The following is a 20,753-nucleotide window of genomic DNA, read 5'->3' on the forward strand; positions in this document are numbered from 1 at the left end:
CTACTATAATTCTTGTCTTACAATTTTCCCCTCCTTATCTCTTTTGATAATAAATTTCTCTACTATTTCATTTTTACAGTAGGCTATCGCCCCTCCTGTATAATTAAAGTTTCTATCTAATGAAAAAGATACATAATCATATTCAGGATAAATAGACCTCTCAGGTACATCTGAACAGTACAAGCTCACAAATCTATTTCCTCTTAATCTGTAAACAATCATTTAGCCCTCCAATTTTAATTGATAAGATTTACCATTTATCCAATGCATAGACCCTAATTGCCTAGCTTTCTGTAATGTAGAATTTATTGAAAGACCATTTTTTTCTAAATCCTCCGCATAACCTCTCACGTAGCGAACACAGTTATCTAAGAAATTTAAAAAGACTTCCAAACGTTGACTATATCTTTTATCTAAACTCACTAAGAAGCTCACAAACTCAGACATAATAGTAATTGCTCTATCATCTTTACTTTGATAATCAACTATATTTTTTTCTAATTTCCCCCATGCTTCCTTTGATAACGTCATAGTTGACTGACGCATAAGTTCAATTTTTCGTTCATAAGTAATCAATTTCTCGCACCATTGAATAACATCAGATAGTCTAGCATAAGGCGGTAGAGATAATTCCTGTTCAATTTCTCTTAACCGTTTATCAAAGGCAATATACTTCATGTTCCACTGACTTTCTGCATTCTTTACTTGATTACGAAGCTGTGTTAAATCCATAAAACGCTCCCTAATTCTATTGCGGGTATTGCTTTTGCAACTCCAATAAATCTTCTGGATACCATTCAAACCATTCCGAATAATCTTTACCGTCCATAGCTTGTGCTTCTTCTTCATCAACGGGATCAACCCCATACTTAGGTGTTCCGACTGGTCGAGCATAAATACCTACCCAAGTCCGCTCACCTTCCCACATACTATCTGGGACAAACTTCTTATTTTTCAAATCAATAAGCGCCAAACGGCGCATTTCTTTTACTTCCATGATTTCCTCCAATATAAAAAGAGCACATTTCGTACCCTAAATTTCATCGTCTTCAAAATATACATCAACATCTTCATCTTTTAATAAAAATTGTATGTACTGTGAAAATCTAAATGAACCTACATAAGTTTGAAAGGCTGCTAAGACATCTTCATTACTTAACGTCTTATCTAAGGCATTTTCATCTAACCAATCTTGGTTGACATGATATAGCTCTGGATAACACCCTGTATCTTCTACATAATCTCCTTCTGAGAAATATCTCAAAAAGGACAAGACAATTTCTGCTCCAGCCATATCAGTTAGACCACTTAATACATAATCTGTCCCTTTTTCTTTAATCAGTTGTTCATATTTTTCTTGTAACATTTTTAATTCCTAAAAAATAAAAAGACTGTCTTATTTTGACAAGTCTTTGTTTAATTTATGCAATAAAATGAGCTTTTGACTCATCTCTTATTCTGTTTGTACTCAAAATAACCTCCTAATTCATTAAAGGAAATTCAACACTACTCATAAGATAGTGATTGTTTTCCAAATCAACTGTAAGTCTAACGATTTGCGGTGCAACCTGATTATCATTTAAAGTATAAGAAACTAAAGCTAAATATTCATCATTACTTCCTTGATAAATTTCAAAGTCAGTCAGTCTAGACTCCATCTTTATTTCTTTATCTGATTTCACCAAATGCAATTTCTTTTGTACCTCTGATGTACATAAAGGCTGAGTTGCTTCATTACGCTTATTTTCAGAAGTATAATTATAGTAACTTTGGATAAAACCTTCCACTGCACCTTTAGCCTTTGTAGAATCAAATTTATTTTCTTTTGGTTGTGGTGTCTCACTTGCTTTAGAATTTTCTACTTTTGAAGATGAACTTTGTACCTGCTCTACAGAAGAAGACACTTCTATTTTCCTTGGCTCTGATACTTGATTTTTTCCGCAAGCTGAAAGCAAGAAAATAGAAGATAATCCTATTATCATAATACTTAATTTTTTCACTTTTTATCTCCTTGTGGTGGAATTGCAATACTTGTGATACTGCTATCCCACGTACGATTCATTTTTTGTACAATTTGTACACCACCTACATTTTGCTCATAAGTGGTAAAGCTACTGCCTTTTACAGTACTGATAACGCCCGTATGTCCATATGGATTTTCACTTGCTGAACCTGCTACAGCCCCAAATCCCCAATTTACAACAGCACCTGCCACTAATTGATCCGCTGTTGGCTTCATAATGACTTTCCAACCATGAGAAGTAAAAGCACTAAAGTTATCTGAGCCTATATTAAAAGCACAAAGCCCTTGAAGATGAAACCCACTAATACTATTCACATAATAATCAGATAAAGCATAACATTGACCTGAACCTACTGTTTGTCCTAAAACATCATTAAGAAGTTTAATATCCCCTCCTGATGAACCTGAACCATTAAAATAAGCATACCATTGATTCGCCAGTTGAGAAATCATCTCTAAATTTGTTTGTCCGTCAGATAAACTTACACCTTCATAATAAAGTGACCAATCTTTAGCAGATTGCACAGGGTCTTTAGATTTACTTAATAAGGTTTTCACCTTTGAATAAGAACCATTCAATTCTTTATCCATAAGCTTAAGCTCATTTTCAAGTGTCAGTGTAGACAAGTCCATTCCTTGAATTGAACCCTCGGAATGTATCCTATCCCCATTGATAAAATTACCCCACCCTGACCATTGAAAAATCCCTGCAACTCCTCCTGATGGATTAATTGCTTGTGGATTAAAACCACTTTCTCGTTGCCCAACAGCCAAAGCGCCAGAAGCGCCTGCAGAAGTAAATTTATGTTCCTTCATGAGATGTTCATAAGTTTTTGTCGCAACTTGGAGCGCTTCCCCTGTTACAGGTGGTGTACCACTCCCTGATATAGTCGGAGTATCATCTTCCTTGATACTTCCAATACTAACCATTGACCCTAACATGACACACATCACCCCAAAGAAAATAACAAGAGAGCCAAAAATTCCTCCAAAGATAAATTTCTTTTTCATTTTATGCCCTCATTGCTTCTAAATCACTTTGTGCTTCTTCCCACGTCACGTGGTCTTGCGTATCAAACTCTACTTCTTCATTCTGTGTCATCTCTTCTGGTTCAATAAATACTTCTTCTTGTACCTCTGTCACTTCTGGTTCAGAAGTAGTATCACCTTCGTCTTGAATATTATTCTCACCCTCTGTTTCTACGGTACTGTCACTTAAATCAAGGTCTTGAGGGTTTTCAACATCAAGATTTTCTAATTCTTGTTCTTCTGCTGAATCTAAAGATTCTTCAAGATTAATATTGTCATCTTCAAGTTCAAAACCATCTTCTGGTTCTTGTTCAAACTCTACAGCTTCCTCTGTCTCTTGAAGAACTTCTTCTGGTTCTGTCTCAGATTCTGTTTTCATTTCTGGTTTCACGGCTTGTTCTTGATTATTTGAAGCATTTACTTCTTCATTTTCAGGCGCAAGTTTTTGCGCACCGTCCATTGCAAGTGAAGGGTTACCTGTATAAGCACCTGCACCAGCTTCTACTGCACCCTCAACTTTATTTCGTGCTTGATTTTTCATTTGATTCAAGTCGTTCACAAAAGCTGAACCATTATTTTGACCCATCGCAATTTGTGTAATACTTGTTCGACTCTTCCAAAGCATTATCATAAAACCTACCTTAATTAAGACGACTACAGGGATAAATATAAGAAACTCACTCCCTGTTAAAGCAGAGACTCCTGTAAGCAAGCTTTTTGAAGCACCACCAGTCATTAGTTTTAAAACAATCAAATCAACCTGTGACATGATATAAAATAAAATACTTAGAGTGACACCCAAAATACTTGGTGCAACCAATAAGCCCGACACATGCTTAAGCACACCCCAAAAAGCATTTCTACACCATGGAACAAAGCTTAATAAAGCACTCACAGGAATCAACAAGATAAACACACACAACAATAAACTAAGCCCTGAGATGGTCAAATTAACCGCTGAAATTGGAATAACATATATCCAAAGATTTATCCCTCCCATGAAAGTTGCTATAAACTGGAATCCTATGTTTTTACCATCATTTTTGAGAAAAGGAGAATCTTTAGAGACTGCGTCCACATATTTTTGACCTTTTTTCCCATTACTGCCTTCTTTTTTTCCTGCAGCTGCTTCATAGTCAAACTTTTCATTTGTATCTCCGATTTTTCCCTCAGGGTTACCCGTATTTACTGTATTTGCAGTAGGTTTTAAAACATAATCTACTAAAAAATTAGCGTCATCAGGATCAGCCAAGCCAACAAGCCCACTTTCGATACCATTTTTAACTTTATCAGAAGTGTTTGTGACTGTATCAAAGAGAATTTGTCCTCCCATTGCAGTTTTACGCCCACTGCCTTCCGCATTGTAAGAGAAGTTCCCAAAGAAGAAAAACATTGTTGCAATAACTGCTAATAAATGAAACAAGGAGCGCATAAAGTGCCCCTTACCATTTGTGAACTGATAAAACAGATACATTGTAGTAATAATGAGCAATAACCCCGCCCCTGAGAATTGAGCAATCGTACCATTACTTCCTCCAATAAAAGAAAGAAACATCGTTCGAGCTTTTCCCATCATATCTGCCTGAATAGGTTTTAGACTGCTTGAAATATTAAGTAAGCTTGATAAGCCACCTACTACTTCCACAAACCATTGCAAAAGCTGAAAGGGTAAATCAACCACCATTCCTGAAAAAGAATTCCAAAAGAGTGAAACAGGTTGAAGCGCACCTCCAGGAACAGATTCATGATAGACACCAAATTTACTGACGAGTTCATGAAGTTTTGATAATTCTTCGTGCATTTTTCTCCTTTCTAACGTTTTTTATACATTTGTTCCAAACGTGATTGCTCAGAATCCTGTTCAGGACTAAACAATTCAAGCCATGCTTTAGGCACTTCAATAGAAATACGATTAATATTTCCAAACACATCTAAGTACACACACTGCCCTTGATTCATATTACGAATCCATTGAATATTACGTTCAGACACTTCAAGTTTCAGAGTCTTAAGAATTTCTTCTTCTTCCCCGTCCTCATAAAAACAGAAGCGTTCCCCTGCACCCGTTGTATCATCTGAGTCTTTCACATCGTTTACTGATTGAGAAATCAACACAAGTTTATTATTTTGAGAACGTCCTACACGTTTCATAGATTTTATGATTTTCTTACCTTCTTTTGAGGTCATGATAACCCAAACCTCGTCCATAAACTCGATTGTTTCCTCTTTATCATTCATTGAACCAAAACGTTTACAAAATGTACCTAAAGCCATCATCAAGGCTACTGATAAGCGTTCGTCATCTGCCATTTCATCTTCTGAATCTGAATCTGGTAATTCCAAGTCCGCAATTTCAAGCACTGTTCCATGTTCCTCAAAAGAAATCCCCTCAACATCTCCACGAGAAAATGCCAATTGTAAAAGTGAGCCTTCGACTATCTCAAAAAGATATTCTCCCGCTTCTTTAATGACAGGCTTATCTGAACTTCTCAGGATGTCTATGACATTCATTAGACCTACCGTTTCCCCTTCGACCTTTTGTTTCACTACATCTTTAACGGCTTTTGAAATAGCCGTTGTTTCTTCTTTTTTCCACGTACCTTCACCCAAGAATTTAAGCATTGTTTTGGCAACTGTTGTAGCATCTTCTGGACTCAAAAATACAATAGGGTCAAGTACTCCAATATTTGAAGATTTTTTATAGTCTAAAGTCACAAAATTAATGCTCTTAACAACTTCAACTAATTCTGGATTTTGACTTGCCCATTTCTTATCTTTTAATTTTGACTCCCATTGCTTACGAATAGAACGTTTAGGGTCAATATAAAGCGTCTTAATTTTTGAATGAACAGCTTGTAAGAATTTTTGTTGAGCAAGAATCGTTTTCCCTGACCCTGTCATACCTGTTATTGTTTCTAACAAATTCTTTGTCACTTTACCTTGAATATCTTCTTTATTTGCAAGCATAGGATTATAGAGGACGAGGTTTCTCGAAGCATGAATTGCTGTATCAAGATTTTCCCATTTATAATAGTTTGTATCTACACGACCAATAGGAAACCCTGAATCCGAACCACTCTTTGTCGTTGTGAAAGGTAAGTGTTGTGCAAAGCCCCCTGAATCGGTCACATGATACCAATAATGAGTAGTTTTCTCTAATTTAGCACCGTATAATAAAGCTTGGAATAAATACGCTTGATCCATACGTGCACGTTCTAAAGCAATACCATGTGTAGAAAAAGCATTAATTGCTGTTTTTACCCTCCGTCTCAATTGAGTTCTGCTTGACCCCGCCACAAATAAAAAGCCCCCATATTCAATAATGGGAACTTTTGCTTGTACTTTCTGTGCCATATCATTAAGTCCTAAATGCCCTATGCGTATACGGTCATGTTGAACATTACCTGTTTTTGCGGTTTCACGTCCTATAGTTTTTGCACGAGTCATACCTTGTGTCATTTTAGACTTTAAGCCAAACGAACTTTTCATATCTGGAAACTGCCCTTTAAACTTCAACCCAATAGGATAATTAAAAGTTTGTACAATTTCCCCAATATGATTATTTGTAAGTACACCTTCTGTCCGCCCAATAGGCAAGATAGATAAATAACTTGTACCATATGGACTTACAAATTCAAGCTCACCTAAGTTATTAGCATAAATCATCGTATCTGTAATATTCTCAACACTTCTTGAATCCATAACTTCTTTGAATGTGTGTGGAATATAAGGTAAGAATTGTAGCCGTTGATAATAATAAAGTTGCTCATCTGAAAGTGGAGCAGGCTTTAAAGCTGAAATTTTTTGTCGGAGTTCAATTTCTGTCATTAACCACGAATCCGCCCAGTTGTCCTCTGCTCGCACTCGATAATTAAAGAATTCTATAAGAAGACGTGTCTGTTTTGTGACCATCTCTTGAATAAGCTCTTTAAAGGTAAATACTTCTCCATCTTTAGAAAGATGAATACCAATAAGCCACACATAGTGGTAAGGAATTTCCATTTCCTTTGTGATACGTTCCGTGTACTCATTTAAATATATTTCCCCTGATTCTTGATAGTTAGAATCAAGTGTTTTTGCAAGATCAGACATTTTTTCTGGTAAAAGGTAATCACGAGGGATAAGAGAAATTTCAAAAAACTTATTAGGCAAAAGTTTTTTGAGCGTTGATTCAATTAATCCCTTTGTTTCTTCTTTCTTTTTGATATTTACAACTGACGAAGAAAAATAAGGAACTGTATAATAGGCAATTACTTCTCTTTCTTTCGTTAAGGCAAGGTTGCCTTTGGTTTTTTCAATGGGATAACTTAATTTCATACTCCTTCACTTTCTACTTTTAAAGCCTTGTTTTTTCAAATACTATTTTTTGTTCTACTTCTTTTCGCCGTTGTTGTCCATATATTGCACGAGAATCCCAACCAAAATCCTTTAAATATCGTAATGAACCGTATAAATAATGATGGAGCTTCTTTCCATCTGGCTCATACTCTACGTATAGTTTTCCGATTTTCCATGGCACAACCGTGCATAAAGCTACTGGTATAAATGGAACTTCCTTCAATATAAAAATCAAAGGATTCACAATCAAGAGAAAAATTAATATTCCGCTCACCAATCCAATACCAATAAATGGCAATGAAATAGGTGTTTGAAACGACCAATACAATTTCCCTTTTAATCGCACTTCTTGAATCCAGTAGGGTGTTGATAAACCAACAGCATAATCATAATGCAATTTTTCCACAGCTTACCTCTACTTCACATTGACACCAAACACATTGAGGAATCCTGTCAAGAAATCCCATACAATGGAAAAGATGTCTTTTCCTGAGAGCATAGCCCAACAGACGGCTGCAATTCCGAGCACAGAAAGAACTTCTGCCCAAGCCCCTGCTTTCCAATGTTTCAAAATGAGGAAGAAAGCAATAATCCCCAATAGCGTAATCAAACCACTTGTTATAGTTGCATAATCCATATTTATTTTTCCTACTTTCTTTTATTTTTTAGCCTTTTCAGGTGTTTTTGTCGGAGCTTTCTTATCAGTAGAAACTTTCTTATCTTCTTTAGATGAAGCTTCCTGTTTTTCAAGTTTCTTTAATCTGGAATCAAGAGACTTTTCTTGTTTTGAGAGCGCTTCTTGATTTTCATTCAAAACCTTAGTCGTACTATTTACTTCTTCGGTCAATTTTTGAACTTGTACATTTGCTTGATAAGCTGAATTACCTAGCCCTACAAAGAAAAGTATAACTAGAACACAAAACGCACGATAAAATCCTTTGGCACGGCTTGCTTTTACAGTTTTAGCTTCTACATAATCAGGCTCTTTTGGAATTTTTTCATACCCTTCTAAATTCTTTTTAAATTTAGAAAAAGGCGAACGTTTCTTTTTTTCTTCTGGAATAACAAAAGTAGGTGTTTCATCTGTAGAAACGGAAACTTTCTCTACATCATGAACTCTACTTTCTACTTCCTGTTTAGGCGGTGCTTCTACACCCCCGCGTTCTTCAAACTCCGCAATAAGAACGTCCACCTCACTTGAAGTTAGAACTTTTGCGATTGTTTTGGCTTCTATCCCCTGACTCTGAGCAAGAAAAAGGAGCGCTTCTTTATCCACGCCCAAGTCTCTTGCCAATTCATAAATTTTCAAATGTTACCTCCATTTTATTTATACCTCCACCCCACCACTGCACCGCTTTTTTTCAGTTAATATTTATTATTTTTTGTTAAAAAGACCTTTGATTTTTTCACGTTGCCAAACAGCTAAACCTAAAAGAAGCATTCCAAGTCCTGCAATACTCCAAAGGGCTTTTTCTTCACCTGTTGAAGGGAGAATACTCTTTGGACTGTCCGGAGTTTTTGGTGTTTCTTTTTTAGGTGTTTCAGGTTTCTTCACTGTGAAAGTTTCCTTTTCATCATCTTTGTTATGGTGAGAGATCAGTGGTGGCTCTTCTTCATTTGGTTTCTCACCGTGCCATGCGTCCTCATAGAAAGTAATTTTATGCCCTGCATATTGCTTCGCATCTACTTTGACAGGAACTTCCACAGTACCTGAAGTATCTTCAGCTTTGAAGGTCAAACTACCGTCTACATCAATTACTTTTTTCAAGTTATGGTCATAAGCTTGTGTGATTTTAACCGTGTAAGTATCCCCTTTAACCAAGCCTTCATAGAAGAATTTGTCCGTCACTGTCGTTGTTTCAGGTGTAATTTCTTTATCCTGAACTTCCGTATGCCCATCTGCTTCATCTACTTTGACCGTTTGAGAAGGATTGTCTTTGTAGTTGTTTTCTTCAACGACCTTGTTTCCTTCTTCATCTGTGACAAGTTCAGTGACGGTATAGTCCTTGTTTTGGTCTTTCACCGTGTTAATGACTGGGAAATCCAACTGAACTGTGGCACTACCATTTTCGTCCGTTGTAAATTTCTTTTCGGCAGTAATAGCTTTACCTTTATCATCTTTAACTTCTTTACCTGAGTCTTTGTAAACAACTTTACCTTTGAGGTTGAGTTCTTTAGAAGCAGGAAGGTTTGACATTTGAGCCATATCTGTCACTTGTGCTTGACCTACACCAAGGGTCTTATCGCCATCTGCTTTATCCTTAGCAGTAGTGGTAATGGTTGGTGTTGGTTTTTCTTCTGGCTTGTCTGTAAACGTACCAAGGTTCAAGTTGAACATAATATTGTTATCTGTCATGTGGGAAATATCAACATCATTTGTAGAGATAATTTGACCTGTGACAGTATCTTTAAAGACGAACGTATAACTTGTAATGTTGCCGTCCTTATCACGATTAGTTGTGTGTGTAACTGTAAATGGATTGATAGGTTGTAAGCCGTCAGGTGTTTCAACTTCTGTAAACTCATGATCCCCAAAAGTAAGTAAATCTTTGAAATCTACAACACCATTAGTTGTAATCCCTGTGCTAGGGTCAGTGACTGCTTTAGAAGTCACTCTTACAGGTTCACCTTTTGTATCATTGATTGGTTTGGCTTCAAAGACTGCACCATTCAATCCAGTAAGTGAACCATTAACATCTTGTACTTTTGACCAAACCACCCCAAATTTACCTACACGGTCTTTGGCTGTGGCTTCTTCAACATAGTTTTTTGTATCTGAGTTGTATTTGTCTTTTTCATCAAATTCAACATCATATTTTTTCGTTGAAAGCTCATAGCCTTCAGGAGCTTTTGTTTCTTGCCAGTAGACTTTATCTGAGAAGTTCAGATTTTTAAGTTTTACCCCTTTAGAAACATCTGTCATACGAAGGACAATATTATCACCTGCGACTTTTTCGCCTGCGACTGCTGTAATTGGATAGCCTTCATTGCCATCTTTCCAAGTGACAGGTTTTCCACTTGATTTATAGAAAAGTCCCCATTCAGAATTCTCAAGATGACCCGCTCCTTGTGTTTCAGTAGAGCCTGTATCGGCATCTTGTTTCAGAAGCGTTGCTTCACCAAGACCAATCGTTTTAACTTCAAGCTGTCCTTCTAAGTTGGCTGGGTCAGTTGTAGCATAAAGTGTTTGTCCTACTTTTCCATCGGGATTGATTGTGCCGTAAATATAAGAGGGGTTAAAATCCTTTCTATTATTCCAAACATCAATAACCCCTTTTGTTCCAATTGCCTTTGGAGTAGCTGAAACTTCAAGAGTGTTCCCTTTACGTACCGCACTTAAGCCTTCACTAGAGTTGATATGGTCAAAAGGCAATCCATATCCCCCTGCTTCACCTGCAAGAACGCCTGCCTTATCTGTGGCAGTTGCACTTGAACCTGCAATAACTGTTAAAGGATTAGGGTTAAAATCTGGATTTTTAGAACTTGCGACTGCTTGCTTAAGAATAACTGTCGCATGTTCAATGACCTTATTAATATCCGCACCAGTGGACTCTAAGCCTGTAATTTTATGCCCACCCACAACGTTATTCAATTTTGAAGTGTCAACCTCTGAAACTTTAGGAAGTAACCCTGATACTTCATTTTGTCCTGCTTCAACGAGCCACATAGCAAATTGTGTCGCAAGGTTAATGTTTTTATCTGCTTCCGCATTATTCACTTCACCAATGTAAGTAATATTGGTAATGAGGTTACGTTGATACTCTGTCATCTCTGTCCATAACTTATAGACGGCTTCATTTTGTCCTGCTCTAGTCGCATAAGCGCCATTAAAGACATCTACAAACGGCTCCAAACAGAACGTTGTTGCACCATTAACCTCCATAAAGTTTGCGGAAGCTTCATGCCCATTCGACCATTTAACCGTCCCTGTACCTGAAAACTTATAGTTGACTGGCCCTTTATCCGGAAGGCTAAGCGAACGTGCAGGGCTTGAAAATGGACTGATATTTAAAACATCTGCTTGTGCAAGACCTGCGAGAGAACCACCTACAGTCAAAACGAGCATAGACATTGTGACCATATGCTTCCCTTTTTTATGCATGCGGAAACGTGTGTTTTTTTCTTCTGTGAGAGCTTTTTGTATTTTTTTCTTTTTAAAATTCGACATAATTGATTTTCTCCTGTTTTTCTTTTTTATTCTGCGCAAAATAAAAAAGCCTGTCTTGGCTCAGGCTTTCTTTAAATATTAAATAACTAATGTTTCATATTGCACCTCCTAGCTACAATCCTTTTTATGCCATGATTGAGGGCAAAAGAAAAACAGCAGTTTCACAAGAAACTACCGCTTTATTTTTATATTAATTAATAAGCACCTGATGACCAACCACCACTTGTCGCATTAGCATTACACCATGCAGTTGCGGCACTTCCAGCTTCAGCTAAAGAGCTAAAACCTCCTTGTTGCCAAACAATTTGTCCTTCTTTATTTCTTACCCAGCCAGTAAATGTTTCTGCAGGAGGAGGAGTTACTGTTCCCCCTCCATTATTTCCACCTGTATTACTATTACCGCCTGAGTTTCCTCCTCCTGTTGGAGGTGTTACTGTATTACCGCCACCTGTGCTTGGTGGATTGGTAGTTGAAGTATTCCCACTTCCTGTGTTCCCTCCTGTTGTTGGAGCTTGTGGGGTTTGAGGAGTAGGTTGGTAAACACTGTCATTTGAAACACCTCCATTATCTGTAGGTGTCGGATCAGTAACAGTTGGACTTTCTACTTGTGCCTGTTTAACTTCTGAATTATTAGCACTGACAGATTGACTAGAGTTATCTACTTTTTTAGCAACTTCTTCTTTTTCTTTATTTAAACCTTTTTGAGAAGTCATTTGTTTTTGTTTCTTTGTGTTTTTTATAGAAGTTTTCACCTTATCTAAACGTGTCTGCAATGCAGTCTTTTTAGATTTGATTTTTTCATCTTTTAAATTGTCTATCGCTTTTTGGGCTGTTTTTACGTTATTATCATTTTGGATTTTTTCAGCATTGACAACATTTTTATTTGCTTCATTTACGAGTTTCCAATTTTTTTGTACTTTTTCTATACGATTAACATAGTCTGGCTTTTCTTTATCGTCAAGTTGTTTAATCAAATCTTGCGCTGTTTTCACATCACTTTCTGATTTATAAGTTTCAGCTTGTGAAGTCTTTTCTTTTACACTTTGAATAAGCTTATCATGTTCATCTTTTGCCTGTTGTGCAATTTTCTCCGCTTGGACATTGTTATTATGCACCACACTTGCTGTAACACCCCCTGCTAAAAGAACTGCGACAGCTCCACCTACAATAATTTGTTTTTTTGTTAATTTCATAAATTTTCTCCTAAAATAATTTCTTAATCAATATCTTCAAAGCTGACAACTAATTTCTTATTCATAGCTACAGCTATTTCCGCAAGTGACTTAATCGAAGGGTTCACGTTCTCACGTTCTATAGCACCTATATTTTGTCGCTTTTTACCGCTTAAGTCTGCTAGCTCCTGTTGAGTTAAGCCCTTTTCAAGACGAGCCGTATTCAAATTGAGCGCTAACTCTCGCTTAGCTTCTGAGAACGCCCAGTCCTCTCTATAGTCCTTATCCATTTCAAATAATTCCTTTGTCGCTGTTTGCCACTCTTTATCTGTTACCTTATTCAAAATGCCCTCCTTAATTACTATATGCATATTATATCATGCATTGTATTTCAAGTCAAGAAAAAGCATATTATATCATTCTTTTGTTTTTAAAGCAGTTTCTGTTGCAATAAGTGCTTCCTTTAATTTTGAGCCTGCAATAAATGCCATACGGTCAAACTTAGAACTTCTCTCTCCCAGATATAAGACATCTAAATCAATTTTATTTGCCAATTTTTTAATTTTTTCAAGTTCCTCTAATTTGTTAATGTTCACTTTTACTCCTTTTTCTTTTAGCTTGCACCCTGCAAGAACTTTTTTATTTTTTAAAACAAGAACAAGGAGTCGAACCTTGAACTTGTGAGAACTTCTTTATAAAGAACTCCACCCTCATTGATTTTTAGAGTTGAGTATTTAGGGCTTTTTGACCCATGCCATAAGCACGTTTGCCTACTGCTTCAAGTTGGTTATTGATATTGTAATAGTTCTTAAGAATGCCATTGATAGCTTCATAATCTGAACCTGTCATTACATCTTTATTTGCTTTAAGATAAGCATTTAAATCACCTGCTGAAGTCCACGCTTCATCATATTTTTTTGCAGTCATTAACTCACCGAGTTTTTGAATTTTACCTTGTGCTTCTTTTTTATTATATGCCATGATATTTACCTCATATTTTCTTTTATTTTTTAGCCCTCCCAACCTTTATAAAGTAGTTCATCATAACGTTTTTGATAGAGCCTAATAAAGTGAAGTCGTCTTTTGACACTATAATTTTTTGCTTTTTCAATATATTGTCTTGCTTCCTCACTATCAGGCGCATAATGCCGTGAACACAGGCAGTCTATTTTTAAACGCAACTCTTGGCACTCAGGAAGGTCAAGACGGCTTGCAATATGTTGTCTTAAGCGGTCAGAGTATTCTCTTCGCTTTTGATTTTCTTCTTGCCTACTCACTTCTACCTTCCCCCATTCCTATTGCTTCAAGAAGATTACGACCCTTAGAAGTAGACCTTGCTTGATACTGGAACTCTTTATTCTTCAAATATTTTGTTTCTTCCTCAATCCGCAACTCTTCTTCTTCTGAAAAATCATAACTTCTTATAGAGTCCATTAAAAAATGCACCCCTGTGTTCTTGTTTACCGCATATTCAATACTTAATTCTCTTAAGAGTTGACGTGTAATCCAACGTCTACGTTTTTCTGGTGAAATTTCTTTAGGCTCAGTAATGAACTTATAGCGTTTAGAACTTCCTAAAACATCGAGCCATTCACGGTCTAAATCTCCTTCATCATCATAAAATGTAAGATAACTTGAAATGATACACACCGCAACTTCGAATAAGTTTGACTCCTTAAAAGCATAATCATAAATGACTTGTTTTGCCTTATCATGACTCAAACGCACCTCATACCGATTTTTAAAACCGTAAATTTGTTGTACATCTTCTACAGGTAATTCTCTTTTCAGTGCTTGTTCTTTGTCTTTCTCGTAAAACTCCATAGCTATTGTGCCACCTCTTTTACCAAATGCTAAAGACAATCCTTTAGACTGAAAAAGACCACCTACAGGAGAGAATGCTTCATGTGGTTCAAAGTGCTTAAATAAAGTTTTGACTTGATTATTTCTCACTTTCCCCCACAATTTGAATAAATCATAATTATATTCAGGGTTATAGCGTTCATCTAAAGCAATATCAAACTGAGTAAAATTAAGATAATCTTCTACAGCTTCCTCATCTATTTCACCTTCAATTTGTGTCGCCTTTACTGCATAAGAACGACAATCTCTTAGAAATTCTCGCCATGTGCGATCCTGCTCTTTTAAGAACGTTTCAAATAAACGGCAGCCACTCCCTGTCATTTCAATCAGAACACCCATATCAATATTTTCTTCATGTTCATTATCTTCAATCTGATAATACACTTTAATATTGCCATGTTCGATACGGCAAGGATAACCTTGACCTCCCCCTCGCCCTACATTGAACTTATCCAATGGAATTTGAAGGAGTTTTTTTACAACATTTTCATATTGAAAAGTTTTCAAACGAATTTTTAAATAGTCAATCAAAACGGTCACATCAGCTTTTGGCTTTATGTTCAAGTAAGCAACGAGTTTTTCTTCTTTTTCTGCCGTTAATGTTTTACGCCCATTTTCTACAGCCGATACAAAGCCCTTACTCACCCCCATAATTCTTGATACATCATTTTGAGAAAGCCCAAAAGACTTTCTAACTTTTAATAAATCCACTTTCAACCTCTCTATATTTTTAAGGGGTATACCTCAATAAACCCTGTAAGCTACTAAGGTTGTTGTATTGGTATACTACTTGTACCCCGTGTTACCAAACGGGGTACCGCAAACACTTGCTTAGCCCAGACTACGTCTGGACTAAGACTCTTTCTAATGGCTCTTTCTCTCGCACTCAGCCGCTACTTCACGACAAAAAAAGACCGTAAATTTGTACGGTTCTCCGCTTCGCACTCACTCCGGGGCTTTCGCCCCTCGTTCGCCACGTCAGCGTTTAACCTACACTTTATCGGCTTTCTTTGTCTATAGCTTACCTTCGCCACTTCGAGAGAAGCCAAAGACGAGCCGTTTTAATATTGGCTCACAACATTACAAACTATGTCCTCTAAGGTATCAGAACTACCTGACTTCACTTTAAGAATTTCTTCAAATAGCCCCTTATCTTTCAGGGAGTAGTCTTTTGAAGCAAACTCATAGCTATTTTCTATCAGTTTACTTTTTATTTTTTTGAGCAATCTCACATCAGAATTAAGCTCATTTGCCATTTCTTCAAGTGTGAATTTTTCCTCAACTACAATAATAGGTGACGTTTCTTTTTCAATACGTGGCAAGGTTTTAAAGTCCATATAAAAACTATAGGTTTTAGGGTCAGGCAGTAAAGGAGCGTAAAATTCTCTTGCACTCCCTCCAAAAATACCATAATAGCCTCGTCCAAAAATCTTTTTACCTGTGTCTCCGTCTTTTTCAACGTATTTAAAGTGTTTTTGTTTATTCTCTTCACCATAAAGCGTGTCATAGCTAAACTGTGCCAATCGACCTAAAGTTATACGAGTCATCATATTATCTTTAAATGTTGAAGGTAAATCATCAGCTTTCACATTTTGAGTCGAAATAATAACATAAACACCTGCTTGACGTCCTTTAAGAATAATTTGCTTTAAAGCACTCATGACTTTCATAGAATCTATCACACCGCCATAAGGCAAATCTTCTAAAGCAGAAACAAGAGAAGGTTCTTCATCAATTAAAATAAAAAGAGGTTTCATGTCATACTTATAAAAAGCACCTAATTCTTCCTCATTTTGTTCTTCTGATCTTTGGCGCATGATTTCATAACGCTGTTCCATTTCTTCTTTGAGGTCAATTAAACGTTGCCCCATTTCTTCTGTCGTATAGGTCACTCGACCTTTTAGAACATTAAGATTTTCTAGCTTTACAAAATCTGACTGCTTAGGGTCAAGAATTTCTACTACACCTATACGTAACAAACCAGTCAAGAGTGAGCGCAAGAACACCGTCTTACCTCCCCCAGTACCACCTGCGACAATTAAGTGCGGATCATGAACAAAATCCCAATATACACCCTCTGCGAGCTTCACACCTTGTTTAACATCCGCCACAACATCTTTAGCAGAAATACGACTACGTACAGAGTCTATCGCATAAGAGTACACGACATAGCCCTTCTCGTCCGAAGTTCCCATAAGGTCACCTGAGAACATTGTTTCAAGTATGCCTCCTAGTTTGAGGAATTGTTCCTGGAACTTAATCCCTTCAAGTTGAAAACTTGCTCGAAGCTCATATTTTTCTTGCTTAAGATAAACCTTAGGAAAATATATTTTAGGTTTTCCTTGCCTATTATTACTGTTTCTTTCTTTCGTAAAATAGAAATTATTTTGGTACATAAAGCGCCATAAAAGAAAATGCCTATTTTTACGTATAAAGAAAAAACTCTTTTTCAAGAGAATCCGATACAGCCAATATGAAAGCAAGAACCCAAAAAGAATAAGCCCAAAGGAAAGCCCTCCAACAAGAGCAATTTTAGCTTTTCCGTAAAGCAGATAGAGAGCAACACTAGCGCCCCCTGTCACTAAAAATACTGGAACAGCAACAAGAGCATACAATCTTAAAGGAATGCGACGGTCACGCTTTTTTAAACGATGACCTTTTGGAAACAATTTGTTCATGTTTCCCTCCTATCCTTTATTTATTTTTTGGCTTAGACTGCTCTTCTTGTGCATTTGTACGTGGTGGTTCAGAGTTCGTATTTACATTAGAATTTGAACCTGTCACAACTTTAACACCTGATGCCTTCAACGGGAAAGTAATTTTAGGAACACGTTGTACACGACCATTATTTCCTACAACTTCATGATTTGATTTGTATACAGAAGCTGTCACAGGTTCAACAAGTTCAATTTCACTGCGGAAAGGAACTGTTTTTTCATCAAAGTCAAGAGGTACTTTAATATCAATTTGTTTTGGATAATTTGGAGAAGCAATCATAATATACTTTTCAGCAATTTCACCAGTAGGAACTGCTTTAAGTGTACCTTCTTCATTTTGTGTTTCAAATTTTTCACCATTTTCATCGTAATAAACCATTTCTGGAATATTTTCAATACCAAGATAAGTCATAGTGCCAAAAAGTTTTTTAGGGTTTTGTGTAATTGTGCGATTGAATTGATTAAGTCCGTATTTTGCCATTGTTATTTTCCTCCTTTGATTTTGACTTCATTTAAGCGTAAAGCCATTTGATTTTTTGTAACACCATTTTCTGCATAATTAAAATCAATAAGTGTTGGTTCATGTCCTTCGACTTCAATTTCAACCAATCCACCAAGAACGGCTTTTCGTAACTCGTCCTTTTTAGGCACTTTACCAAAGCAGACGATATGGAAGTTTTTCTCCCCATCACCTGCGCCTGAGAAAACTGTATGTTCAGGCATATCTGCTGTACGTGCGACAGTTTCATATTCTGGTAAAACATAGACCTTACCATCATTTGTGAGTTCTTTTAATTCCATTACAGGAACTTCTTGTAATTGCATATTTTTTCTCCTTATGCTCTTTATTTTTAATGTTTAACGTCATTTCTGACAAAGCACTTAGCAGGAATCGAACCTGTATTACTTATATAGCCACAATATAAGTGTCTTGCCCTAGAAGTAAAGGAAAAACCTCTTTAGACCCTAAATGCAAAAAATCTACACTAAAATAGTGTAGATTTTTAATATAAATATAAGTACTAATAATGAGCAATTAGCTCACCGCATTAGTATATTTTTATTCTTTTTGAAGCAAAAATTTGCACTCTTTTTTAGCTTCAAAAAGTAGAAAGCTTAAACACAGCTATGATATATGTACGTCATAGCTCCAAATATCTATTTTGCTTTATTATTAAAATTTTTATCGGAATTTTCTACAGTTATCAATCATCATAATACTATCTTCACAATAAGTAATTCACATTAAATAAGATACTCAGTTTTTTTACAAGTTCTCTCTATTAGTTCTGAGAATTTAATGTATTATAAATTTGATCTGCTATCGCCTTAGCCATAAGAGGAGGTACAGCATTACCAATTTGGGTCCTTATGTCAACTTTCTTTCCATAAAAAATATATTGATCATCAAAAGATTGTAATCTTGCAGCTTCTCTGGGAGTAATGGAACGGTGCAAAAACGGATGATTGTTTTTCCCGTTTGATGAAGCATCAAATCTAGTATCAATTGTACCTGATGGCTCATCCCACACTAGCCTTCCCCATGTAGTTTTAAATTTTTGTTTTCCCAATAATTCTTTAGGTAAAAACTCCTTCCCTTTTTCTGCCGGAATCATCTTAAGCTTTTCAATTGCTATATTACTATGATTAGAAGCTTTGTGATTATAAAGTTTTTTACTGTTAGATCGCATCATTCTCTGATAATCAGATATTGCTTCAGTTATATATTCTTGTTCAAAATCACCTTCATTTGAATTTAGATAAGCAAGATCGCCAATTGCTTCTCTAACTGTAACAATATCCTTTGTAGTCGGAGCAGGCAAGGAAATTTTTTTATATTTGGAACATAAAAAAATTGTCCTTTCTCGTTTCTGTGGAACACCATAATCTATAGCTTTTAATATACCCACAGATACTTGATACCCTAAATCATTAATTGCAGTAAGAATTTGATCCTTAAACCATCCATTTGAAGTAGATAGTAAACTTTTTACATTTTCAATTACAAAAACTTCAGGTTTTAATTGTTTTACTATATCTAGATATTCTAGAAATAAAAAGTTTCTAGGGTCATCTAAACCTAGTTTTTTTCCTTTTAGTGAAAAGCCCTGGCACGGTGGACCACCAATCACCATATTTACTTTCCGTTCTCGAGAAAGATTAATAATATGATCCTTTACAGATTTTTCCTGAATATCTCCTACTATTAATTCAACATCTATATTATTTTGTTTCATAGTTTGTGCAAGATTCTCATTTATATCTGCTGCAACTACTGTTTTAAAATTAGGATTCATATGCATTCCATGAGACATTCCCCCAGCACCACAAAACAAATCTAATATTTTAAACATTTATTTTTCTCTTTTTCTTTCTAATCAATATGCGTTTAAAAACTTCTTTTCCATTAACTATTGGTTTGAATAAATCATACTCATTGTCTGATCCATGGTTTGCTTCTCCAACTATTTCAAAGTCATCCTCATTATGATATTTAATATAGGTTAGTGGGACCCCCATAATTCCCTCATAATCAAAAGGAATGTCAGCTACTCTAGAAACATGAATCCCATCAAAATTATCATATTTGGGATATAGTTCTGGTAAATATCTGTGTTTCAAAACTAACTTCATATTTTCTTTATTAACATGAAGATTAGTGAGCCACATAGCATTCCCTAAGCTTCTCCATTTTTGACCATCTTCATCTTCCCAAAACCTTGTTTTTCTTGGTAAAGTATCGCTAGGTACTTTAAAAGCCATATCTCCAAAATGATAACCAACCCATGCTAAATTATTTTTAATATACGGAAAAATTTCCTTATATAATAATGCGTTTTGATTACCTATAATCAAATATTTTTTCTTATGCTCTACTAATAGCGAAAACATTTCAGAAAACTTTGAGAAAGGTGGATTAGTCACAATAATGTCTGATTCCTTTAGATAGTTTATACATTCTTCACTTCTAAAGTCCCCATTTCCTTTTAATTTAAATAATTTTTCATTTTTTTTAATATAATCCACAAGATAGTTTTCATTATCTTTTTGACTTAATTGCTTAGGAATGTTTTCCACAATCATTCCATATCCCTGTTCTATACCTAACTCATTTTCACAATTAACCATTTCATATATTCTTGAAAAACTATACGATGTGCATATCAATTTTTTCAACTTCAAATCATTAAAATTATTTATAAAATACTTAGAAAATGACGATTCAAAGGGATCATCTGAATTACAAAGTACAATTTTTCCTTCAAACTGATCTTTATACCTACTAACTTCATTTTCTACAGTTTGATAATCTGTATACCACTCATCAGTATTTCCTGAGTGCTTTGCTTTATTTAAAATTGAGTTTCCTCTCATCCTTCAATACCTCATTGTTCGTTTAAAAAATATTTAATTTCATTAAAAAATTTCGTAAACAACAAAAA

23 protein-coding genes are annotated in these 20,753 nt (G+C 35.7%); all 23 read right to left on the reverse strand.

The window, feature by feature from the left end:
- Positions 1–3: 3 nt before the first annotated feature.
- On the reverse strand, positions 4–222 hold the full coding sequence (locus P3G65_RS10435; RefSeq protein WP_284071178.1) for a hypothetical protein: 219 nt from the start codon (positions 220–222) through the stop codon (positions 4–6).
- On the reverse strand, positions 223–732 hold the full coding sequence (locus P3G65_RS10440; protein ID WP_284071179.1) for a hypothetical protein: 510 nt from the start codon (positions 730–732) through the stop codon (positions 223–225).
- A gap of 16 nt (positions 733–748) precedes the next feature.
- A complete protein-coding gene (locus tag P3G65_RS10445; protein ID WP_284071180.1) occupies positions 749–997 on the reverse strand; it encodes a hypothetical protein in 249 nt (82 codons plus the stop codon).
- Positions 998–1,033: 36 nt separating this feature from the next.
- Positions 1,034–1,366, reverse strand: a complete 333-nt coding sequence (locus P3G65_RS10450; RefSeq protein ID WP_284071181.1) for a hypothetical protein — start codon at positions 1,364–1,366, stop codon at positions 1,034–1,036.
- 115 nt (positions 1,367–1,481) lie between these two features.
- Positions 1,482–2,000 (reverse strand): EF0163 family protein, encoded by a 519-nt coding sequence (locus tag P3G65_RS10455; RefSeq protein ID WP_284071182.1) that lies wholly within the window; start codon positions 1,998–2,000, stop codon positions 1,482–1,484.
- Entirely contained in the window at positions 1,997–3,034 is a 1,038-nt protein-coding gene (locus P3G65_RS10460) for a phage tail tip lysozyme (protein ID WP_284071183.1), read from the reverse strand. The genes P3G65_RS10455 and P3G65_RS10460 overlap by 4 nt, the downstream gene beginning before the upstream one ends.
- Position 3,035: 1 nt before the next feature.
- Positions 3,036–4,853, reverse strand: coding sequence for a hypothetical protein (locus P3G65_RS10465; protein ID WP_284071184.1), 1,818 nt, complete (start codon positions 4,851–4,853; stop codon positions 3,036–3,038).
- An 11-nt stretch (positions 4,854–4,864) separates the two neighbouring features.
- A complete protein-coding gene (locus tag P3G65_RS10470) occupies positions 4,865–7,369 on the reverse strand; it encodes an ATP-binding protein (RefSeq protein ID WP_284071185.1) in 2,505 nt (834 codons plus the stop codon).
- A gap of 19 nt (positions 7,370–7,388) precedes the next feature.
- Positions 7,389–7,796 carry a conjugal transfer protein gene (locus tag P3G65_RS10475; protein ID WP_240265556.1) on the reverse strand — a complete coding sequence of 136 codons (408 nt, stop codon included), beginning with the start codon at positions 7,794–7,796 and terminating at the stop codon, positions 7,389–7,391.
- Between the two features lie 9 nt (positions 7,797–7,805).
- Positions 7,806–8,027: a hypothetical protein gene (locus P3G65_RS10480; protein WP_240265557.1), complete on the reverse strand. Its 222-nt coding sequence runs from the start codon at positions 8,025–8,027 to the stop codon at positions 7,806–7,808.
- A 21-nt stretch (positions 8,028–8,048) separates the two neighbouring features.
- On the reverse strand, positions 8,049–8,699 hold the full coding sequence (locus P3G65_RS10485) for a hypothetical protein (protein ID WP_265149390.1): 651 nt from the start codon (positions 8,697–8,699) through the stop codon (positions 8,049–8,051).
- A gap of 66 nt (positions 8,700–8,765) precedes the next feature.
- Positions 8,766–11,558 (reverse strand): VaFE repeat-containing surface-anchored protein, encoded by a 2,793-nt coding sequence (locus P3G65_RS10490; protein ID WP_284071186.1) that lies wholly within the window; start codon positions 11,556–11,558, stop codon positions 8,766–8,768.
- 194 nt (positions 11,559–11,752) lie between these two features.
- Entirely contained in the window at positions 11,753–12,751 is a 999-nt protein-coding gene (locus P3G65_RS10495) for a hypothetical protein (RefSeq protein WP_284071187.1), read from the reverse strand.
- Between the two features lie 23 nt (positions 12,752–12,774).
- Complete coding sequence (locus P3G65_RS10500; RefSeq protein ID WP_240265561.1) at positions 12,775–13,074, reverse strand: helix-turn-helix transcriptional regulator; 300 nt, start codon at positions 13,072–13,074, stop codon at positions 12,775–12,777.
- Between the two features lie 72 nt (positions 13,075–13,146).
- Positions 13,147–13,326 (reverse strand): hypothetical protein, encoded by a 180-nt coding sequence (locus P3G65_RS10505; protein WP_265149397.1) that lies wholly within the window; start codon positions 13,324–13,326, stop codon positions 13,147–13,149.
- Between the two features lie 124 nt (positions 13,327–13,450).
- Complete coding sequence (locus P3G65_RS10510; protein ID WP_270744608.1) at positions 13,451–13,711, reverse strand: hypothetical protein; 261 nt, start codon at positions 13,709–13,711, stop codon at positions 13,451–13,453.
- 29 nt (positions 13,712–13,740) lie between these two features.
- Complete coding sequence (locus P3G65_RS10515) at positions 13,741–14,007, reverse strand: hypothetical protein (protein ID WP_240265563.1); 267 nt, start codon at positions 14,005–14,007, stop codon at positions 13,741–13,743.
- On the reverse strand, positions 14,000–15,304 hold the full coding sequence (locus P3G65_RS10520) for a replication initiation factor domain-containing protein (RefSeq protein ID WP_284071188.1): 1,305 nt from the start codon (positions 15,302–15,304) through the stop codon (positions 14,000–14,002). The genes P3G65_RS10515 and P3G65_RS10520 overlap by 8 nt, the downstream gene beginning before the upstream one ends.
- Positions 15,305–15,654: 350 nt before the next feature.
- A complete protein-coding gene (locus P3G65_RS10525) occupies positions 15,655–17,271 on the reverse strand; it encodes an FtsK/SpoIIIE domain-containing protein (RefSeq protein ID WP_284071189.1) in 1,617 nt (538 codons plus the stop codon).
- Positions 17,272–17,287: 16 nt separating this feature from the next.
- Positions 17,288–17,791, reverse strand: a complete 504-nt coding sequence (locus P3G65_RS10530; RefSeq protein WP_240265566.1) for a hypothetical protein — start codon at positions 17,789–17,791, stop codon at positions 17,288–17,290.
- A 2-nt stretch (positions 17,792–17,793) separates the two neighbouring features.
- Positions 17,794–18,135 carry a hypothetical protein gene (locus P3G65_RS10535; RefSeq protein ID WP_198495095.1) on the reverse strand — a complete coding sequence of 114 codons (342 nt, stop codon included), beginning with the start codon at positions 18,133–18,135 and terminating at the stop codon, positions 17,794–17,796.
- 458 nt (positions 18,136–18,593) lie between these two features.
- On the reverse strand, positions 18,594–19,664 hold the full coding sequence (locus P3G65_RS10540) for a DNA cytosine methyltransferase (protein WP_284071190.1): 1,071 nt from the start codon (positions 19,662–19,664) through the stop codon (positions 18,594–18,596).
- Positions 19,657–20,685, reverse strand: coding sequence for an adenine-specific methyltransferase EcoRI family protein (locus P3G65_RS10545; RefSeq protein ID WP_284071191.1), 1,029 nt, complete (start codon positions 20,683–20,685; stop codon positions 19,657–19,659). Before P3G65_RS10545 ends, P3G65_RS10540 begins: the two co-directional genes overlap by 8 nt.
- Positions 20,686–20,753 lie beyond the last annotated feature (68 nt).

The sequence above is a fragment of the Lactococcus sp. bn62 genome (assembly GCF_029492705.2).
Taxonomy (GTDB): domain Bacteria; phylum Bacillota; class Bacilli; order Lactobacillales; family Streptococcaceae; genus Lactococcus; species Lactococcus petauri.

Bases quoted from the DNA above. Each gene is read 5' to 3' on its own strand.
- P3G65_RS10435 (WP_284071178.1), bottom strand. From the start codon at position 222: ATGATTGTTTACAGATTAAGAGGAAATAGATTTGTGAGCTTGTACTGT.
- P3G65_RS10440 (WP_284071179.1), bottom strand. From the start codon at position 732: ATGGATTTAACACAGCTTCGTAATCAAGTAAAGAATGCAGAAAGTCAG.
- P3G65_RS10445 (WP_284071180.1), bottom strand. From the start codon at position 997: ATGGAAGTAAAAGAAATGCGCCGTTTGGCGCTTATTGATTTGAAAAAT.
- P3G65_RS10450 (WP_284071181.1), bottom strand. From the start codon at position 1,366: ATGTTACAAGAAAAATATGAACAACTGATTAAAGAAAAAGGGACAGAT.
- P3G65_RS10460 (WP_284071183.1), bottom strand. From the start codon at position 3,034: ATGAAAAAGAAATTTATCTTTGGAGGAATTTTTGGCTCTCTTGTTATT.
- P3G65_RS10465 (WP_284071184.1), bottom strand. From the start codon at position 4,853: ATGCACGAAGAATTATCAAAACTTCATGAACTCGTCAGTAAATTTGGT.
- P3G65_RS10470 (WP_284071185.1), bottom strand. From the start codon at position 7,369: ATGAAATTAAGTTATCCCATTGAAAAAACCAAAGGCAACCTTGCCTTA.
- P3G65_RS10480 (WP_240265557.1), bottom strand. From the start codon at position 8,027: ATGGATTATGCAACTATAACAAGTGGTTTGATTACGCTATTGGGGATT.
- P3G65_RS10490 (WP_284071186.1), bottom strand. From the start codon at position 11,558: ATGTCGAATTTTAAAAAGAAAAAAATACAAAAAGCTCTCACAGAAGAA.
- P3G65_RS10495 (WP_284071187.1), bottom strand. From the start codon at position 12,751: ATGAAATTAACAAAAAAACAAATTATTGTAGGTGGAGCTGTCGCAGTT.
- P3G65_RS10510 (WP_270744608.1), bottom strand. From the start codon at position 13,711: ATGGCATATAATAAAAAAGAAGCACAAGGTAAAATTCAAAAACTCGGT.
- P3G65_RS10525 (WP_284071189.1), bottom strand. From the start codon at position 17,271: ATGAACAAATTGTTTCCAAAAGGTCATCGTTTAAAAAAGCGTGACCGT.
- P3G65_RS10530 (WP_240265566.1), bottom strand. From the start codon at position 17,791: ATGGCAAAATACGGACTTAATCAATTCAATCGCACAATTACACAAAAC.
- P3G65_RS10535 (WP_198495095.1), bottom strand. From the start codon at position 18,135: ATGCAATTACAAGAAGTTCCTGTAATGGAATTAAAAGAACTCACAAAT.
- P3G65_RS10540 (WP_284071190.1), bottom strand. From the start codon at position 19,664: ATGTTTAAAATATTAGATTTGTTTTGTGGTGCTGGGGGAATGTCTCAT.
- P3G65_RS10545 (WP_284071191.1), bottom strand. From the start codon at position 20,685: ATGAGAGGAAACTCAATTTTAAATAAAGCAAAGCACTCAGGAAATACT.